A 16,840-nucleotide genomic window follows, 5' to 3' on the forward strand; every position below is an offset into this window, starting at 1 on the left:
TCAGAAGTCCTCAATCACCTCTTCGATCAGTTCCGGCCCGGAGGCGCGGTTGGAATTCACCTGCGTCGAAACACGATGGAACCGAAGCGTGTCGTCGGGGGCTGGCTGCATCAGCGTCGCGGCCCCGTGGCCGGCCTCGCCCAGCCACTTGCCCCAGTCGTCGGGCGGCAGCACAACCGGCATCCGGTGGTGGATGTCGGACATCGGGCCGTTGGCGGCGCAGGTTACGATGGCACAGGTGCGAAAGGCCTCATCGCCCACGACCCAATCTTGCCAGACGCCGGCCATCACAAGCGGCGCGCCGTCGCGGCGCGTGATGTACCATGGCAGCCGATTGCCGTCGGGGTCCTTGGTCCATTCGTAAAAGCCGCTGGTGGGGATCAGGCAGCGCCGTGCGCGGCAGGCGGCCTTGAACGCAGGCTTTTCGGCGATGGTCTCCGCCCGCGCATTGATCAGCAGGGGACCCGCATTCGGTGCGGTGTACCAATGCGGCAGAAACCCCCAGCGCATCGACACCAGTCGCCGCGCGCCGTCGCTGTGGACCACATGAATCTGGTTGGTCGGGCAGACATTGAAATTTGGCACCTGTGGCAAATCATTGGCCGGGCGCGCGTCGAACAGCTGGGCCATTGCGTCAGCGGGCAGGGTTACGGCGAAACGGCCACACATGGCAAACCTCCGGGTTTTCCTGAGACGTAACATGGGACAGACGGAACGCCAGTCAAAGGCTCCGCAGACCTCATCGCCCGGGCCTACATCGCTCGGGCCCGCAAGGAGACACCTTGCGGCCTCCACCGTCTGACCCGTGGCGATATCTATGCGACAGGAGCCAAAAACGCGGCCTCAAATGTCGCGATCACAGACCTGAACAGGCCGCGGACCGCCGCAATATCCATTCTTTGCTCAAGACAGCCCGAACCGGGTGTAATGCAGCAGGCCCCAATCGGTGAACTCCCGGTGCACCTTCCCCCACAGCGCGCCAAAGCGCATCGGGTCCACGCCTGCCTGTTGCGCGATCTGGGCGAGGCTGCGCCGCCCATCGGCGGCCGCGATCAAACCTGCCGCGTCTTTCGGCAGTGTGATCTGGGTTTTCACCTCTGGCAGGGAGACGGGCAGGGGCTTGCCCTGGGCCACCGCTTGCGCCACGCGTGGCAAAGACGGCAGTTGGAAGCGAGGCACCAGGCTGGACTGCGATGGCTTTGGCAGGGCGCGGTCCTCGTCGGACGGCACGAGGTAGCCAACATGTTTGCGGATGGTGCCGCGCAGCTTTTCCGCGATGGCCATGCCTTGAGCCGTCTCCATGCCAGCAGGCACCGTGGTCACGCGCGACAGATCGTAAAGCCCCGGCTGCACGAAGCTCTGCACCCGCCAACCGGTGTCGGCGCAGGTGCGCAGCAGCTCCGGCACGTCATAGGGCTTGTCCTGCCCATGCAGCAGCAGATCGTAGAACCCGGCGTCGCTTTGTTCGTGATCCATCAGGTTGGGGTTGCTGGCAAAGGGATGGCCGTCAGGCAGTTCGGCGACGATCTCTTTGGCGCGGGCCAGTCTTTCGCCGGGGGGCAGCCCGTCGAACAATGCGCCGAACGCCTCCTGCAGGGGGTAGACGCCGGAGCGTCCGTAGGTGGCGTAGACCATGAAGCCCATGCCGCCCCCCGGCGCGAGCGCGGCGCGCAAGGCACGAAAGCCCGCGTCGGGATCGGGCAGGTGGTGCAACACCCCGCAGCAGTCGATGTAGTCAAAAGGGCCATGGTCGGGCGCATCCAGCAGCGAGCCGGTCACAAACGTGATGCCCGTCAACCCGCGTGCGCGGGCCCGCGCCTCGGCAATCTCGCGGGAGGCGGTGGAGAGGTCGATATAGGTGATGTCATAGGGCGCACCGGCGGAGGTCATCATCTGTGCCAGCTGGATCAGCGCGTCGCCGGTGCCACCCCCGGCAATCAGGGCGCGCAAGGGCCTGAACCAGTCGCGTTGCCCGCCCCAAAGAAAGTGATCCATCTCGGACGGGCGCGAGGGGGAGCCTGAGATCAGCCGTTTGGCCTCATCCGCGGGATCGCGGGCGGGGTAGGGGAAGTGTTCGTAGTGTTCCTTGACCGTAACCATGTGCACCCCCTCGTGTTCGCGGCCTTTTTGCCGCATGGCAGCGCGAAAGACCAGAGAGGCCGGGGGGCTGTAGAAAGCGTCCAGAAAGGGCTTTGCCCCCGCCCCATAGGCCCCCCCCAGAGCTATTTGGAAAGCATAGAAACGGGGAGTGCGTGATGACAGCAGGCGGATTAGCGCTTTTTTGCAATCTCCAGGCGCGTGTCCATCACCGCGATCTCGGCGATCAGTCGGCGGCGTTCGGTGCGGTCGGAACACTCCAGCAGCTCGGCGCGCAACCGTGACAGCTCGTGGGCAACGGCGACTGCCTCTGGCACCGCGCCGTTGTCCTTCAGGATGCGATTCAACACGGTCGTGTCGGGGTCGTCGATGCGCGGCAGCGGTTTGCCCGCGCCAGGCAGGTTGTCGAACATGCCGTCGGCGTCTGCCCTTGCGATGCGCGCATTGATGAGGTCGATCAGCGGATGGTCCATGGCTCCAAAGTGCCACAGACCGTCATGTCGGAAAAGGCGCCATGTGAAACGCTGCGTCACGAAGCCGCTCACGCCACGTCGCCAAGCCTTGCGCCAGAGCCGCGTACAGGCCAACACTAAAGTCGGAGACATGAGGGGAGGACTGGCATGGCGTTTGCCACGATGGAGGATCGCGCGGCCCTGGAGGCCGAGAAGCCCTATGAGCAGCGGGATGTGCCCGACACGCTTTGGGCACAGCTGGAGCGCACGGCGCAGGCTTTTCCGAACCGACCTGCGGTCAGCTATCAGCTTTTGTCGGGACCAAACGACAAGGCGGAAACCCTGACCTGGGCAGAACTGCGGGACAGGACCGCGCAGGTGGCGAACCTTTTTCGCAGCCTGGGGATCGGCGAGACCGACGTGATCGCCTATGTTCTGCCCAACGCGAACGAGACGGTCACCACCTTGCTGGGCGGTGCCGTCGCAGGCATCGTCAACCCGATCAACCCCTTGCTGGAGCCGGAACAGATCGCCTCCATCCTGCGGGAGACGGGGGCAAAGGTGGTGGTCACGCTCAAGCCCTTTCCGAAAACCGACGTGCCGCAGAAGGTCCACGAGGCCGTGCGCCATGCGCCGGGCGTCACCACGGTGCTTGAGGTCGATCTCAACCGCTACCTGACCCCGCCGAAGAAGTGGATCGTGCCGTTTGTGCGGCCCAAGCTCGAAGGCCCGCGCCACACTGATTACAAGTGCTTCCGCAAGGAAGTGGCCAAGCAGCCGAAGACACTCACCTTTGCCGATTCCAAAGGCGACCGCGTGGCGGCCTATTTCCACACCGGCGGCACCACCGGAATGCCCAAGGTGGCACAGCACCTGTATTCCGGGATGCTGTACAACGGCTGGCTCGGCTCAAAGCTGTTGTTCACCGAGGAAGACAGCGTGATGTGTCCGCTGCCGCTGTTCCACGTGTTTGCCTGCCATGTGATCTTGATGGCGATGGTACGGTCCGGCGCACATGTGGTGTTCCCCACGCCTGCGGGATACCGCGGGGAGGGGGTGTTCGACAACTTCTGGAAGCTGTGCGAACGGTGGAAGACGACATTCGTGATCACCGTGCCGACGGCAGTGTCGGCGCTGATGCAGCGCACCGTGGATGCGGATATCTCGACGGTGAAAACGGCGTTTTCCGGATCCGCGCCCATGCCGATGGAGCTGTTCAAACGCTTCGAGACCGCCTGTGGCGTAACCATTTGCGAAGGCTACGGCCTGACAGAGGCGACTTGCCTTGTGTCGGTGAACCCGCCAGATGGCGAGAAGAAGGTCGGCTCCGTGGGCATTCCGTTCCCGTACACGGACGTGAAGATCCTGAAGGTCAAGGACGGCCAGCCGGTCAACTGTGGCCCTGATGAGATCGGCGAGATCTGTGTGTCCAACCCCGGCGTCTACGCGGGCAAGACCTACACCGAGGTCGACAAGAACAAGGGTCTCTTTCACTTCGGCACGCATCTGCGGACCGGGGATCTGGGGCGTCTGGATGCGGATGGTTACCTCTGGATCACCGGACGTGCCAAGGACCTGATCATTCGCGGCGGCCACAACATCGACCCCGCCGAGATCGAAGAGGCGTTGCTGACCCATCCGGCGGTCTGCTTTGCCGGTGCGATCGGTCAACCGGACGCGCATTCCGGCGAACTGCCCTGTGCCTTTGTCGAGCTGGTGGACGGTGCGACCGTGACCGAGGCGGAGCTTCTGGAATACGCCAAGGTCCATGTTCACGAACGCGCGGCGCAGCCAAAGCACATGACGATCCTCGACGAACTGCCAAAGACCGCTGTGGGCAAGGTGTTCAAGCCCGACCTGCGCAAACATGCGATCACGCGGGTTTACAATGCGGCGTTGCAGGCGGCGGAGTGCCCCGCGCGGGTGGTCTCGGTTGTGGACGACAAGTCTCGTGGGTTGGTGGCGCAATTGAAGCCGAATGGCGCCTCTGAACACGATGTCGGGCGCGTGCTGGGTGACTTCACCCGTCCATGGGAGTGGGCAGAGGAAAAGGCGACTGCCTGAGAATATTCGCCTGCGTCTGCCAGCGACCCGCTTGGGGCATCGCTGGCAGACGCAAGATTACGCTTCGCCTTCAAGGCGTTTGCAAGCCACGCGGGCAGGGGTCAGTCAGGACAGCGGAAACGCCAGGCACCATCGGCGCAGATCTCACGCGTGGCGCGGCCTTCGTGCCAAAGGTGCAGGCAGTGCGCCATCGCTTCGACCAGTGCGAGGCCATATTCGTCGGGGCGGATACGGCGCTTGAACAGCGCATGAAAACACTCTGCGGCCGTGGCAGGCGTGGTCAGATGCGCTTCGAGCCGGCTCAGAGCGCTGTGGTGATTGTCGATCATCTGCTTCAGGCGTGCCGGCAATCCGGTAAACGGCAGTTTGTGACCGCCAAGCACAAGGTGATCCTCGCGCGCCATCGGTTGAAAGCGCTTGCAGGTTTCCAGCCAGTCGGCGACCGGATCGGCCTCCGGCTCCGTGGCATAAACTCCAAGATTGGGAGAGATCGAGGGCAGCACCTGATCCCCTGCAACGATCAGCATGTCGTCGCGTGACCACAGCGTCAGATGTTCCGGCGCGTGGCCACCGCCGCTGTGCACGTCCCATGTCCGACCGCCAGCCACAAACGTATCCCCCTGCGCCAACCGCTTGTGGCCGTAGGGCATGGGGTGAACCGTGGCACGGAACATGTAAGGCGGCTCGGTCATGCGCTCGGCGATCACGTCCTCCGCCATGCCTGCGGCGCGCCAATAGGCGACAATTTCCGGGGCAGGCGTGTCATGTGGGTCCTGCTGCAACATCCGTGCCAGCAACCATGCGGTGCGCGACGCCACAACCTGCGCGCCGTTCTCGTAAAACCACCCGGCGAGTCCCACATGGTCGGGATGGTGATGCGTGACCAGCACGCGGTTGATCGGCTTGCCGCCCAGCGGGCCGGCACGAAGGGTCTCCCAGATCTCGCGAGAGTGATCTGACGCCATGCCGGTGTCGACCACGGTCCAGCCGTCGCCGTCATCCAGCGCGTAGACATTCACATGGTCGAGCTTCAGCGGCAGCGGCAGCCGCATCCAGAGCACGCCGTCCGCCACTTCGACCGCCGCACCGTGTTCGGGGGGCGTGTCGAAGGGCGTGCGGATCGGGTGGAGGCTACCGTCCATCACGCGGCGAAGTCTTCGGCTGCAGGCAAATCACTTGCACGGGCCTGCGCGCACAGGCCGGAATGTTCCGGCAGCAGGCGCGTGATGTAGAACCGGGCCAGCCGTTCAACGGCACCGCCGCGTTCGGCGCAGGCCACGCGCAGGTGCGCGTCCGCCCCCAGCACGCGGGCAAAGGCGCGCAAATAGGGCACCGCCCCGCCAAAGCGGTCCGCCATGTCGCGGGCCAAGAGGTCCTCGGTGGTTTCGCGCAGGGTTTCCGTCGCCTGCCAGACGGCTTCGGCCAGATCTGGCATGTGTTCTTTGCCCGCTTCGGCGTGGGTTTCGATTTCGTCGAGCAGGGAAAAGACCGCCTCGCCGCCGTCCATCAGCTTGCGGCCCACCAGATCCATCGCCTGAATGCCGTTGGTGCCCTCGTAGATCGACGTGACCCGCACATCGCGCATGTATTGAGCGGCGCCGGTTTCCTCGACGTAGCCCATGCCGCCATGCACCTGCACCCCCTTGGAGGCCACGTCGATGCCGGTGTCGGTGCCGAACGCCTTGGCGATGGGGGTCAATACCCCGGCGCGCGCTTTCCATGCGGCGTCGCCTGTGGCACGTCCCATGTCCAGCGCCACGGCCAGCGCCAAGGCAATGGCCCGCGCGGCGAAAGTGTCGGCCTTCATCTCTGCCAGCATCCGGCGCACATCGGCATGGCCAAGGATCGTCCCGGTGTCAGAGCGCCCCTGCTTGCGGTCATTGGCATAGGCCAGCGCGTGCTGATACGCGCCTTCGGCCACGCCGACGCCTTGCACGCCGACGCCAAGACGCGCGTTGTTCATCATGGTGAACATGGCGCGCATTCCGTCGTTGGGTTCGCCCACGATCCAGCCCTTTGCGCCCTCGTAGCTCATGACGCAGGTGGGGGAGCCGTGCAGCCCCATCTTGTGCTCCAGCGACACCACGCGCAGATCGTTGCGCTGGCCCGGCTCGCCTGTCTCGTCCGGGATGAACTTTGGCACGATAAACAGCGAAATGCCTTTCGTGCCCGGCACCGCATCGGGCAGGCGCGCCAACACCAGATGGCAGACGTTGCCGGTGAAATCGTTGTCGCCCCACGAGATGTAGATCTTCTGACCGGTGATGGCATAGCTGCCATCGTCGAGCGGCTCCGCCTTGGTGGTCAGCGCGCCCACGTCGGAACCTGCCTGCGGTTCGGTCAGGTTCATGGTGCCCTGCCATTCGCCGGTGACCAGCTTGGGGAGGTATATCTCCTTCAGCGCGTCAGAGGCGTGGTGCTCCAGCGCTTCGATCTGGCCCTGGCTCATCAGCGGGTTCAGTTGCAGCGCAAGGCAGGCCCCCGACATCATGTCGTTGACGCAGGTGGTGACCACCATCGGCAGGCCCATGCCACCATGCGCGGGGTCCGCCGAAGACGCGATCCATCCGCCCTCGGCGATGGCCTTGTACCCCTCGGCAAACCCCTTGGAAGTCCGCACCACACCGTTTTCCAGCACCGCCGGATCGGTGTCGCCGTTGCGTTGCAGAGGTGCCATGACCTCCTCACACATCTTTGCGGCCTCGCCCAGAACAGCTTCTACGGTCTCGAGCGAGGCTTCTTCGAAAAGCGTCGTCTCGGCGACCCGGTCGTAACCGACCACATGTTTCAGAATGCGGGAAAAATCACCCAATGGTGCGCGATAAGTCATCAAAATACTCCTCCGGCTTGGCAAGCCCACCACGACCTAGTAGCAAGCGGCCCGTTAGAACAAGCGTATGCACGCAGCGGGGCGCGTCCACAGGAACGCCACGTCACGGGCAGACACCCACGGGATCGACGCATGACACAGCAGTTTTCGCCAACTTCCGACGGACTGGCCCGTGCCGCAGAAATGCTGCGTGCGGGCAAATTGGTCGCCTTCCCGACAGAGACAGTCTACGGCCTTGGCGCCGATGCGCGCAACGATCAGGCGGTGGCCGCGATCTTTGGGGCCAAGCAGCGACCGTCGTTCAACCCCTTGATTGTACACGTCTCCAGCGTCGAAGCGGCAAAGGAGCTGGTGGTCTGGTCCGAGCAGGCTGACGCGCTGGCAGAGGCCTACTGGCCCGGTCCGCTGACGCTTGTGCTGCCTTTGCGTGAGGGGGCTGGCGTGTCGCGTCTGGTGACGGCCGGGCTGGACACGCTGGCGGTGCGGATGCCCGCCGCGCCCATTGCGCGCGACCTGCTGTCGCAGGCGGCGATTCCCGTGGCCGCGCCCTCGGCCAACCGGTCTGGACAGATCAGCCCGACCCGCGCAACGCATGTGCTCGACAGCCTCGACGGGCGCATTGACGGCCTTGTGATGGGCGGGGCCTGCGATGTCGGGCTGGAATCGACGATCCTTGGTCTGACGGGGCGGCCAACCCTGCTGCGGCCCGGCGGCATCACGCGCGAAGCGCTGGCCCACGTGCTGGGTGGCGGTGTGGCAGAGCGTCACGCCACCGAAGGCATCACCGCCCCCGGCCAGATCCGCTCGCATTACGCGCCGAATGCCGAGGTCCGCCTGAACGCGGTGGATTTCGTGGACGGCGAAGCCCGGCTGGGCTTTGGGGCAACGGACTGCGATCTGAACCTGTCAGAGGCCGAAAACCTGACCGAAGCGGCGGCGAACCTGTTTGAATACCTTCACCGTCTGGACGCCACCGGAGCAGAGCGCATTGCCGTTTCTCCGATCCCGCATCTGGGCTTGGGCGTTGCTATCAACGACCGCCTCAGTCGCGCGGCGGCGGATCGGTAAAAGAGCGGCCGACATGGGCGTCTGCCGCCGCCGGAAGGCGCGGCGCACATCATCAATTCTGAAAGCGCCCGTCAAAGTCCGCACCTTGTTCCTTGTCGCGCGATACGGCAAGCAGGGCAGCGATATGCATGGCGGGAGGCAACCCGCTTTTCCACGATAAGGAGCAGGCGAATGCGGTTGATTTTCATGGGCACTCCAGACTTCTCGGTTCCGGTCCTGGACGCTCTGGTCGAAGCGGGCCATGACGTGGCCGCCGTCTATTGTCAGCCGCCGCGCCCCGCTGGACGGGGCAAGAAGGAAAGACCGACGCCGGTGCACGCCCGTGCCGAGGCATTGGGGCTGGAGGTGCGCCATCCCGTCTCTCTCAAGGGGACAGAGGCGCAACAGGACTTTGCCGCACTCAACGCCGATGCGGCTGTCGTCGTGGCCTATGGCCTGATCTTGCCTCAGGCGATCCTTGATGCTCCGACGCATGGCTGCCTGAACATCCACGCCTCGCTGCTGCCGCGCTGGCGCGGGGCCGCCCCCATCCATCGCGCCATCATGGCGGGCGACGACATGACGGGCATTTGCATCATGCAGATGGAAGCCGGGCTGGACACCGGCCCGGTGCTGCTGCGTCACGCCACGCCCATCGGCTCGGGCGAGACAACGGGCCAGCTGCATGACCGGCTCAGCCAGATCGGCGCGGCGGCCATCGTCGAAGCTTTGGACAAGCTGCCCGACCTGTGTCCCGTGCCGCAGCCTGACGCAGGACTGACCTATGCCAGCAAGATCGACAAGGCAGAGGCCGCCATTGACTGGACCCGCCCGGCCTCCGACATCGTGCGCCAGATCAATGGCTTGTCTCCCTTTCCCGGGGCTTGGACGATGCTGGACGGGGCGCGGGTGAAACTGCTGGCAGCCGCAGAGGCACCGGGCACCGGCGCTGCGGGCGTCGCGTTGGACGACGCCTTGATGATCGCCTGCGGCGAGGGCGCGCTTCGGGTGCTGTCAGCGCAGCGCGCGGGTAAATCCGTTCAGGATGCAGCGACATTCCTGCGTGGCCAGACCGTTCCGGCAGGCACGGTCTTTGGCGGTTAAACCTTGGCAGACTGCGCCTGCGCCCCCATACTCAGGGTCAAAGGAGACGCCCATGTTCCCAGTCCTGACCGGCACCGTGGTGATTGCGGGTATCGTCGGTTACCTGTCTGAAAAGACGGGCTTCACGCGCAACGGCGTCTTGGCCTCCATCATCATCTGCGTCGGCGGCGCCTTCCTGTTCTATTTCATGAAGATCATGTTCGGCATCGGCTTTCGCACGCCGGCATGGAACGCAATCGTGGCCTCTCTCGGGGCGCTGTTGCTGGTGCCTGCGTCTTATCGCCCAGTCTCAAGACGCAAGCGCCGGGGACGTTAGAGCCATGTCGATCCTTTTTCTTGTGATCATCGGGGCGGCGGCGGGGTTTATCGCAACGCGGTTGATGGGGATCGAGGCGGGCATCATCCCGACCATCTCCATTGGCATCTGCGGCGCGCTTCTGGGCGGGCTGGTGTTGCGCTTCCTTTTGGTGCTGACGGGCGCTGCTGCGGGACTGGTGGGGGCTGTGCTTGGGGCCATTCTGCTGCTCGCGCTCTGGCGCTGGGGCACGCGGCGCTAATCCCGGCCCTGTGCGGGCACGCACTGATCCTATGCGGTGACCGGGATTGGCCGGTGTCGCGCGCAGCCCTAGGTTCTCTTTCAACGAAAGGGAGGACCCTATGGGCGAATTGCAAAACGGCGAATGGCACAGCGGCTGGTATGACACGAAATCCACGGGGGGCGAGTTTCAGCGCACCACCACCGGGTTTCGCAACTGGATCACCGCAGACGGCAGCGCAGGACCGTCCGGCGAGGGCGGCTTCAAGGCAGAGGCCGGGCGCTACCACCTTTACGTGTCTTACGCATGCCCGTGGGCGCATCGTGCGCTGATCTTCCGTGCCCTCAAGGGGTTGCGCGACCTGATCACCGTCGATGTGGTGCACCCCGATATGCTGGACGATGGCTGGACACTTCACGCGACCTTTTCCGGGGCAACGGGCGACACGCTTTACGGCAAGGAATTCCTGCGTGACATTTACACCAAGGCTGACCCGCAGGCCTCGGGCAAGGTGACGGTGCCGATCCTGTGGGACAAGCAGCGTGAGACCATCGTCTCCAACGAATCCTCCGAGATCATCCGCATGTTCAATTCGGCTTTTGACGGGATCACCGGCAACACCGACGATTACTGGCCCGAAGCCATGCGTGACGCGATCGAGCCGATCAATGACCGCATTTACGACACGGTGAACAACGGTGTTTACAAGTCAGGTTTTGCCACGTCGCAGCGCGCCTATGACGCCGCCGTGCATCCCTTGTTCGACAGCCTCGACTGGATCGAAGGCATTCTGGCCGAGAACCGCTATCTGATGGGAGACAGGCTGACCGAAGCGGACTGGCGTTTGTTTACCACGTTGATCCGTTTCGACATGGTCTATCACGGTCATTTCAAATGCAATCGCGCGCGAATCGTGGATTACCCGAACCTGTGGGCGTACACGCGAGAGTTGTATCAGTGGCCGGGTGTGGCAGAAACCGTATTCATGGATCACATCGTCCGCCACTACCACTACAGCCACGAAACGGTGAACCCGAACCGTATCATACCCATCGGTCCGTCGCTAAATCTCGCCGAGCCTCACGGGCGCGACCACATGAAGTGACGGCAAGGCGATGTATCAGTCAGGCGGCGGCGTAGTGTTCTGCGACCGCCGTCAGATCATCTGGTTTGGTGTCACAGTGCAGATGCGCACAAGCATTTGGATACATGAGGAAAATGGACCCGTCGGAGAAAAAGTTCGACGCGGTCACGAACAGCAGGCGCGCATCTGGCTGCAACACGCAGGCCAGATCGCTGATCCCCAGCGCCGCACGGTCCTGGATGACGATATCGAGAATAATCACATCAAAGCTGGCCTCTTCGAGAGCGCCGAACGCGTCGAATTCCGTTGCGGCGATTGTGACATCGGCGCCGCTCGCCACGAGGCTCGTCTGCCACAATTCGGCCAACTTCAGGTTGCTCTGAACGATGAGAATGCGCACGATGCGTCCAATCGAAAAGGGAATGTTGCTAGGTCGAACCCGAGGTCCTTAGTACTTTTATAAATTTATTTTACAGATATGAACAAAGGGTTAACCTCACCTTCCGTAGCGTCGGCTAGACACCTTGTGTGTAAACCTGGCGACAACCCGCCGATGCCGATGCCGGTTTTTTGCCGCCACTCAAGGCGCGATCTGCTTGCCCGCTGGTACCCCTCTGCTAGGTTGCGCGCAAACATCGCGCGGGAGGATATCATGCGTTTTTCGACCTTTATCGGGTCTGCCCTCATGGCAGTGGCCCTTGGTGCCCCGGTCAGAGCGCAGGATGTGCCCTGCGGTGGCAGTTTTTCGGGCTTTGTGAACGGGCTGGAGGACGAAGCCATCTCCATGGGATTTGATTCGGCCAGCGTGGCGCGGTTCTTCTCCGGTGTGCAGCAAAGCCCGTCGGTGCTGAAAGCCGATCAAAGGCAAGGAATCTTTCAGGATCCTTTCATCACCTTTTCCCGCAAGCTGATCTCGCAAAGCCGTCTCGACAAGGGGCGGCAACTGGCAGGCCGCTATTCTGATGTGTTCGCCCGGATCCAGCAGGACTATGGCATCGCACCGGGCGTGCTGCTGGCGTTCTGGGCGTTCGAAACCGATTACGGCGCGTTTCAGGGGGATTTCAACACGCTCAATGCGCTGGTGACCCTGTCACACGATTGCCGCCGACCAGAGCTGTTCCGGCCGCAGATCTTTGCCGCGCTTCAGCTTTTCGAGAACGGTGACTTCAACCCGTCGACCACCACGGGCGCGTGGGCGGGCGAAATCGGGCAAGTGCAGATGCTGCCAAAGGATATCCTCGAAAACGGTGTGGACGGTGACGGCGACGGACATGTGACGCTTAAAACCTCCGCGGCCGATGCGCTGCTGTCCGGGGCCAAGATGCTGTCGAATCTGGGGTGGCGTCCGAATGAGCCGTGGCTGCAGGAGGTCGAGCTGCCCGATGACCTGAACTGGTACGACACCGGCCTGCATGACACCAAAACCGTGGCCGAGTGGGAGCAGCTTGGCGTGCGCGGGCGCAATGGCCCGCTGGACGACGCGCGGCTTGATGCGTCGATCATCATTCCACAGGGGCGCCGTGGCCCGGCCTTCATCGCCTATCCGAACTTTCGGGTATATTTCGAATGGAACCAAAGTTTTACCTACGTTCTGACCGCCGCCTACTTTGGCACTCGGTTGGAGGGCGCGCCGGTCTACGACGCGGGCAATCCCGAGCCGGGCCTTTCCGGGGCACAGATGAAGTCGCTGCAATCCAAGCTTCAGGCGCGCGGTTACGATGTGGGGGAAGTGGACGGTATCCTCGGCTCCGGCACGCGCGATGCGGTGCGCGAGGTGCAGCGCGAACTGGGGATGCCCGCCGATGCGTGGCCGACCGCAGATCTTCTGAACCGTCTCTAAGGACGCTTGCCAATCCAGCAGGGCGTTCCTCGGGCAAGCGCCAATCAGGAACGTCCTGCGCGCTGCTTGACCCCGCGCCGTCCCGGAACCGCCCGCCTTTGATCCGGCGGGCGGTGGGTCGGTCAGGAAATGATCTCGAACTTCACCACGTCGACCATGCCGCGATCGGTGATCTTCAGCGCGGGAATCACAGGCAGGGCGAGGAACGCCAACTGCAAGAACGGCTCCTCCAGCGTGACACCCAGAGAGGTTGCCGCGGCCCGCAACTGTTCCAGCGCATCCCGAACCACCTCGAACGGTTCCAATGACATAAGGCCCGCCACAGGCAGCGCCAGCTCTGCCAGCACCGCGCCGTCCTTGACCACGACAAAGCCGCCTTCGATATCCGACAGTCGGTTGGCGGCGACGGCCATGTCATCGTAGGACGCACCGACGCAGGCGATGTTGTGATGGTCGTGGCAGACGGTAGAGGCAATGGCCCCCGCCTTCAGGCCAAACCCCTTCACGAACCCCGTGGCGATGTTGCCGTTCTTTCCATGCCGTTCCACCACGGCAATGCGGATCAGGTCTCGCGCCGGATCGGGCCGCTTGTCGCCATCCGCGATCTCGATGTCCTCGTGCAGATGATCGGTCAGGATCTGCCCCTCGCGGATGCCAATCACATCGGTTTCGACCTTGTTGCCGCGATGGCGGAAATCCGTGGCGCTGACGGTCGGGGCCTTCACTGACCTGCGGCCCACGGGCGGCACGATCTGGCGCGCGGCAAAGGCCGCATCCGTCACCACCACGCCGCCCGCCATGACCATCTGCGCATCGCAGGCCTCAAGACTGCGCAGGGCGACGATGTCGGCCCGCTTTCCCGGTGCGATCTGGCCGCGGTCCTTCAGGCCAAAGGCCTCGGCGGCGGACAGCGACGCGGCACGATAGGCGGCCAGGGTCGGCGTGCCCAGCCGGATCAGCTCCCGGATCATGTAGTCGAGATGCCCGTGTTCGCCGATGTCCAGCGGGTTGCGGTCGTCGGTGCACAGGCACATGTAGGGCGCTGTGCGCTCGCTCAGCAGAGGTTGCAAGGCGTGCAGGTCCTTGGACACCGACCCTTCGCGGATCAGCACACGCATCCCCTTGCGCAGCTTTTCCAACGCCTCTTCGGCGCTGGTCGCCTCATGCTCCGTGCGGATACCGGCGGAGATATAGGCGTTCAGATCCTTGCCCGTCAGCAGCGGGCAATGGCCGTCAATGTGCCCGCCCTCGAACAAGGCCAGCTTTTCCATGCAGCCGGTGTCGCGAAAGATCACGCCGGGGTAATTCATGAACTCCGCAAGCCCGAGGCCGGAGGCATGCCCCTTGAGCGCGGCGATTTCAGGCGCGTGCAGCTCCGCCCCGGCGGTTTCCATGTGGGTAGAGGGCACGCAGGAAGACAGCTGGACCTTGATGTCCATCAGAGTGTGTTCGCTGGCCTGCTGGAAATAGCGAATGCCGTCGGAGCCGATCACATTGGCGATCTCATGCGGGTCGCAAATGGCCGTGGTGACGCCGCGCGGACCGACGCAGCGGTCGAACTCGAACGGTGTGACCAGCGAGGATTCGATATGCAGATGCGTGTCGATAAAGCCGGGCACAAGGATCAGGCCGGTGACGTCGATCACTTCGGCGGCGTCGTAGCTGTCCATGATGCCGACGATGGTGTCGCCGCAGATGGCAATGTCGCCGTCCAGCAGCTCGCCGGTCATCAGGTCAAAGATCTTGCCACCGCGCAGCACCTTGTCCGCCGGGGCGTCGCCCTTGCCTTGTGCGATGCGTGTTTCCAATGTGCTCATGAGGTCCGCTCCGATGGTTTTGCCAAGAACCTACAGGATGGCCGCGCAGGGAAAAGACCTCTGCGCGGGGTTTCTGTATTCAATGCGACCGACGCAGGGCGTCCCGACCCGCGTGATGGCGGCCTGTCAGTGGGTGATGTTCGGGTCGATGGGCGTGGCCGAAAGTGCCAGCGCCTGTTCCAGGCGGCGGGCAATCTGCAACAGGCGAGCTTCGCCGCGCGGGGGGCCGATCAGTTGCAGGCCGACGGGCAGGCCACTTGGGGTGAAGCCCACAGGCAGGCTCAGCGCGGGCAGACCGGTGAGCGTGGCCAGAAAGGCAAAGCCGAGCCAGTCGAGGTAATCCCTGGCCGGGTGGCCCGCGATCTCGGTGGGGTACTCGATCTCGACCGGCAAAGGCGCAAGGCCGGTGACCGGGCAGGCCAGCACGTCATGCGTGGCAAAGAGATCCATCATCGAGGCATAGCTGCGGGCGCGCGTGATATTGGCCTGCGCGATGTCGTCCACCGTCAGCGTGCCACCTTGGGCGATATTGGCGGCGAGCGTCGGTTTGAAATGGTCAGAGACCCGCTTGGGCGTGACCTGCGCCTTGGTCCACATGCTCACGCCGCGCAGCGTCCGAAAGGCATGTTCAAGACCGGGCAGCTTTGGCCGATGCTCCGTCACGGTGAGATCGGAGGCCTGCACACGGGTCAGCGCCCCGGTCAGAACATCACGGATTTCTGCGGTGACCGGCAGCTGGCCGAGGTCGTCAGAGAACGCGACGCGCACCGGGCCTGCGTCCCTTTGGCAGGCGTCGAGGAACCCGTCACCGGGGTAGGACAGCGGGTCCAGCGGGTCAAAGCCCGTCATCGCGTCGAGAAACAGGGCCACGTCGGACACGCTGCGCGCCATCGGCCCCTCCACCCCGAAGGGATCAAAGCTGTCCGCGCCCCCGCCAGAGGCCACGCGGCCCGGTGTCGGGCGCAGGCCCACGACACCGCAGTAGCTGGCGGGCGTGCGCAGCGAGCCGCCAAAGTCAGAGCCATGGCTGAGCCAGACCTCTCCCACCGCCAGCCCGGCCGCCGCCCCACCAGAGGACCCGCCCGCGTTCATCCGTGTGTCCCACGGGTTGCGGGTCGCCCCAAAGACGGCGTTGAACGTGTTGGCGCCTGCGCCCATTTCCGGCGTGTTGGTCTTGCCCATGACGATGGCGCCACGTGCTTCCAGACGGGTGACGAGGGGATCGGAGCGTTCCGGGACATGATCGGCAAAGGCGGCGCTGCCCCAGGTGGTGCGGACCCCGGCGACGGGCGTCAGGTCCTTTATGCCGATGGGCAGACCGGCAAGCAGGCTTGTCTGATCCAGCCGTTGCGCAGCCGTGTTGGCGCGCTCCGGGCAGGGGGTGACCATGGCGTTGATCGCGGGCGAGGTTTGATTGATGCGCGTCAGGCTGGCGGCGACCAGTTCACTGGCGGAGACCTCCCCGGCACGCAGCGCCTTGACCGCGTCGCAGGCGCTCAGGCCACAAAGGTCGGGGCCGGTGAAGGCAGGCTTAGCGCGCGTCATTTGGACCTGCGCAGAACATTTCATACAAAAGGCCGATCACGCGAGAAGTGTTCTCGTTTGCGAGGCTGTAGAAGATGGTCTTGCCCTCGCGCCGTGTCTTGACCAGACCTTCCTCGCGCAGGCGTGCCAACATCTGGCTGACCGCGGCCTGTCGGATGCCCAGCAGGGATTCCAGCTCGCCCACGGATTTCTCGCTGCTGCCGAGATGGCAGAGAATCATCAGCCGCCCTTCGTGCGCCAGCGTCTTCAGGAACGCGGCGGCATTTTGGGCATTGGTTTCCATTTCTTCCGGCGGGGCCGGGGGCGCTTTGGTGTCCATGTCTCGATCTCGCTGCCTCACGCAATTGTCATATTATACAGCTTGTCATCACGGAAGGCGAGAACGGCTGAGGTCAGTGCCATGAGGGTGGAACTTGGAACGCGG

Annotated in this window: 16 protein-coding genes; 7 read left to right on the top strand and 9 right to left on the bottom strand. The window is 63.9% G+C overall.

Going from position 1 to position 16,840, the window contains the following annotated elements; all coding sequences use genetic code 11:
- The 3 genes from GGQ68_RS15965 to GGQ68_RS15975 all read right to left on the bottom strand — a co-directional run bounded on the left by GGQ68_RS15965 (nucleotide 1) and on the right by GGQ68_RS15975 (nucleotide 2,570).
- Entirely contained in the window at nucleotides 1-669 is a 669-nt protein-coding gene (locus tag GGQ68_RS15965) for an SOS response-associated peptidase (RefSeq protein ID WP_183967737.1), read from the bottom strand.
- Between the two features lie 234 nt (nucleotides 670-903).
- On the bottom strand, nucleotides 904-2,100 hold the full coding sequence (locus GGQ68_RS15970; protein WP_183967738.1) for a class I SAM-dependent methyltransferase: 1,197 nt from the start codon (nucleotides 2,098-2,100) through the stop codon (nucleotides 904-906).
- Between the two features lie 170 nt (nucleotides 2,101-2,270).
- On the bottom strand, nucleotides 2,271-2,570 hold the full coding sequence (locus tag GGQ68_RS15975) for a DnaJ family domain-containing protein (protein ID WP_183967739.1): 300 nt from the start codon (nucleotides 2,568-2,570) through the stop codon (nucleotides 2,271-2,273).
- Between the two features lie 147 nt (nucleotides 2,571-2,717).
- Here GGQ68_RS15975 and GGQ68_RS15980 point away from each other — a divergent pair, with 147 nt between their 5' ends.
- The gene (locus GGQ68_RS15980) at nucleotides 2,718-4,613 is read left to right on the top strand and encodes an acyl-CoA synthetase (protein ID WP_183967740.1); all 1,896 of its coding nucleotides are present in this window, start codon (nucleotides 2,718-2,720) and stop codon (nucleotides 4,611-4,613) included.
- Nucleotides 4,614-4,714: 101 nt separating this feature from the next.
- Here GGQ68_RS15980 and GGQ68_RS15985 read toward each other — a convergent pair whose 3' ends face one another.
- Together GGQ68_RS15985 and GGQ68_RS15990 are read right to left on the bottom strand one after the other, a co-directional pair.
- A complete protein-coding gene (locus tag GGQ68_RS15985; RefSeq protein WP_183967947.1) occupies nucleotides 4,715-5,755 on the bottom strand; it encodes an MBL fold metallo-hydrolase in 1,041 nt (346 codons plus the stop codon).
- Nucleotides 5,755-7,443 carry an acyl-CoA dehydrogenase family protein gene (locus GGQ68_RS15990; protein ID WP_183967741.1) on the bottom strand — a complete coding sequence of 563 codons (1,689 nt, stop codon included), beginning with the start codon at nucleotides 7,441-7,443 and terminating at the stop codon, nucleotides 5,755-5,757. Before GGQ68_RS15990 ends, GGQ68_RS15985 begins: the two co-directional genes overlap by 1 nt.
- Before the next feature lie 132 nt (nucleotides 7,444-7,575).
- Between GGQ68_RS15990 and GGQ68_RS15995 the strand changes: the two genes are divergently transcribed.
- The 5 genes from GGQ68_RS15995 (at nucleotide 7,576) to GGQ68_RS16015 (ending at nucleotide 11,235) form a co-directional block, all read left to right on the top strand.
- Nucleotides 7,576-8,511, top strand: coding sequence for an L-threonylcarbamoyladenylate synthase (locus GGQ68_RS15995; RefSeq protein ID WP_183967743.1), 936 nt, complete (start codon nucleotides 7,576-7,578; stop codon nucleotides 8,509-8,511).
- 171 nt (nucleotides 8,512-8,682) lie between these two features.
- On the top strand, nucleotides 8,683-9,594 hold the full coding sequence (gene fmt / locus GGQ68_RS16000) for a methionyl-tRNA formyltransferase (protein ID WP_183967745.1): 912 nt from the start codon (nucleotides 8,683-8,685) through the stop codon (nucleotides 9,592-9,594).
- 52 nt (nucleotides 9,595-9,646) lie between these two features.
- The gene (locus tag GGQ68_RS16005) at nucleotides 9,647-9,910 is read left to right on the top strand and encodes a hypothetical protein (protein WP_183967747.1); all 264 of its coding nucleotides are present in this window, start codon (nucleotides 9,647-9,649) and stop codon (nucleotides 9,908-9,910) included.
- Nucleotides 9,911-9,914: 4 nt separating this feature from the next.
- Nucleotides 9,915-10,151, top strand: a complete 237-nt coding sequence (locus GGQ68_RS16010) for a GlsB/YeaQ/YmgE family stress response membrane protein (protein ID WP_183967749.1) — start codon at nucleotides 9,915-9,917, stop codon at nucleotides 10,149-10,151.
- 100 nt (nucleotides 10,152-10,251) lie between these two features.
- Nucleotides 10,252-11,235: a glutathione S-transferase family protein gene (locus GGQ68_RS16015; protein ID WP_183967751.1), complete on the top strand. Its 984-nt coding sequence runs from the start codon at nucleotides 10,252-10,254 to the stop codon at nucleotides 11,233-11,235.
- A 19-nt stretch (nucleotides 11,236-11,254) separates the two neighbouring features.
- On the opposite strand, the gene GGQ68_RS16020 is transcribed toward GGQ68_RS16015, so the two are convergent.
- Nucleotides 11,255-11,614: a response regulator gene (locus GGQ68_RS16020; protein WP_183967753.1), complete on the bottom strand. Its 360-nt coding sequence runs from the start codon at nucleotides 11,612-11,614 to the stop codon at nucleotides 11,255-11,257.
- A gap of 252 nt (nucleotides 11,615-11,866) precedes the next feature.
- Between GGQ68_RS16020 and GGQ68_RS16025 the strand changes: the two genes are divergently transcribed.
- Nucleotides 11,867-13,054, top strand: a complete 1,188-nt coding sequence (locus GGQ68_RS16025) for a lytic murein transglycosylase (RefSeq protein WP_183967755.1) — start codon at nucleotides 11,867-11,869, stop codon at nucleotides 13,052-13,054.
- Nucleotides 13,055-13,176: 122 nt separating this feature from the next.
- Here GGQ68_RS16025 and ade read toward each other — a convergent pair whose 3' ends face one another.
- The 3 genes from ade to GGQ68_RS16040 form a co-directional block, all read right to left on the bottom strand.
- A complete protein-coding gene (gene ade / locus GGQ68_RS16030; RefSeq protein ID WP_183967757.1) occupies nucleotides 13,177-14,871 on the bottom strand; it encodes an adenine deaminase in 1,695 nt (564 codons plus the stop codon).
- Nucleotides 14,872-14,997: 126 nt separating this feature from the next.
- Entirely contained in the window at nucleotides 14,998-16,416 is a 1,419-nt protein-coding gene (locus tag GGQ68_RS16035) for an amidase (RefSeq protein WP_183967758.1), read from the bottom strand.
- Entirely contained in the window at nucleotides 16,403-16,735 is a 333-nt protein-coding gene (locus tag GGQ68_RS16040) for an ArsR/SmtB family transcription factor (RefSeq protein WP_246429393.1), read from the bottom strand. The genes GGQ68_RS16035 and GGQ68_RS16040 overlap by 14 nt, the downstream gene beginning before the upstream one ends.
- Between the last annotated feature and the right edge of the window lie 105 nt (nucleotides 16,736-16,840).

This window comes from Sagittula marina, from assembly GCF_014196795.1.
Classification (GTDB): Bacteria; Pseudomonadota; Alphaproteobacteria; order Rhodobacterales; family Rhodobacteraceae; genus Sagittula; species Sagittula marina.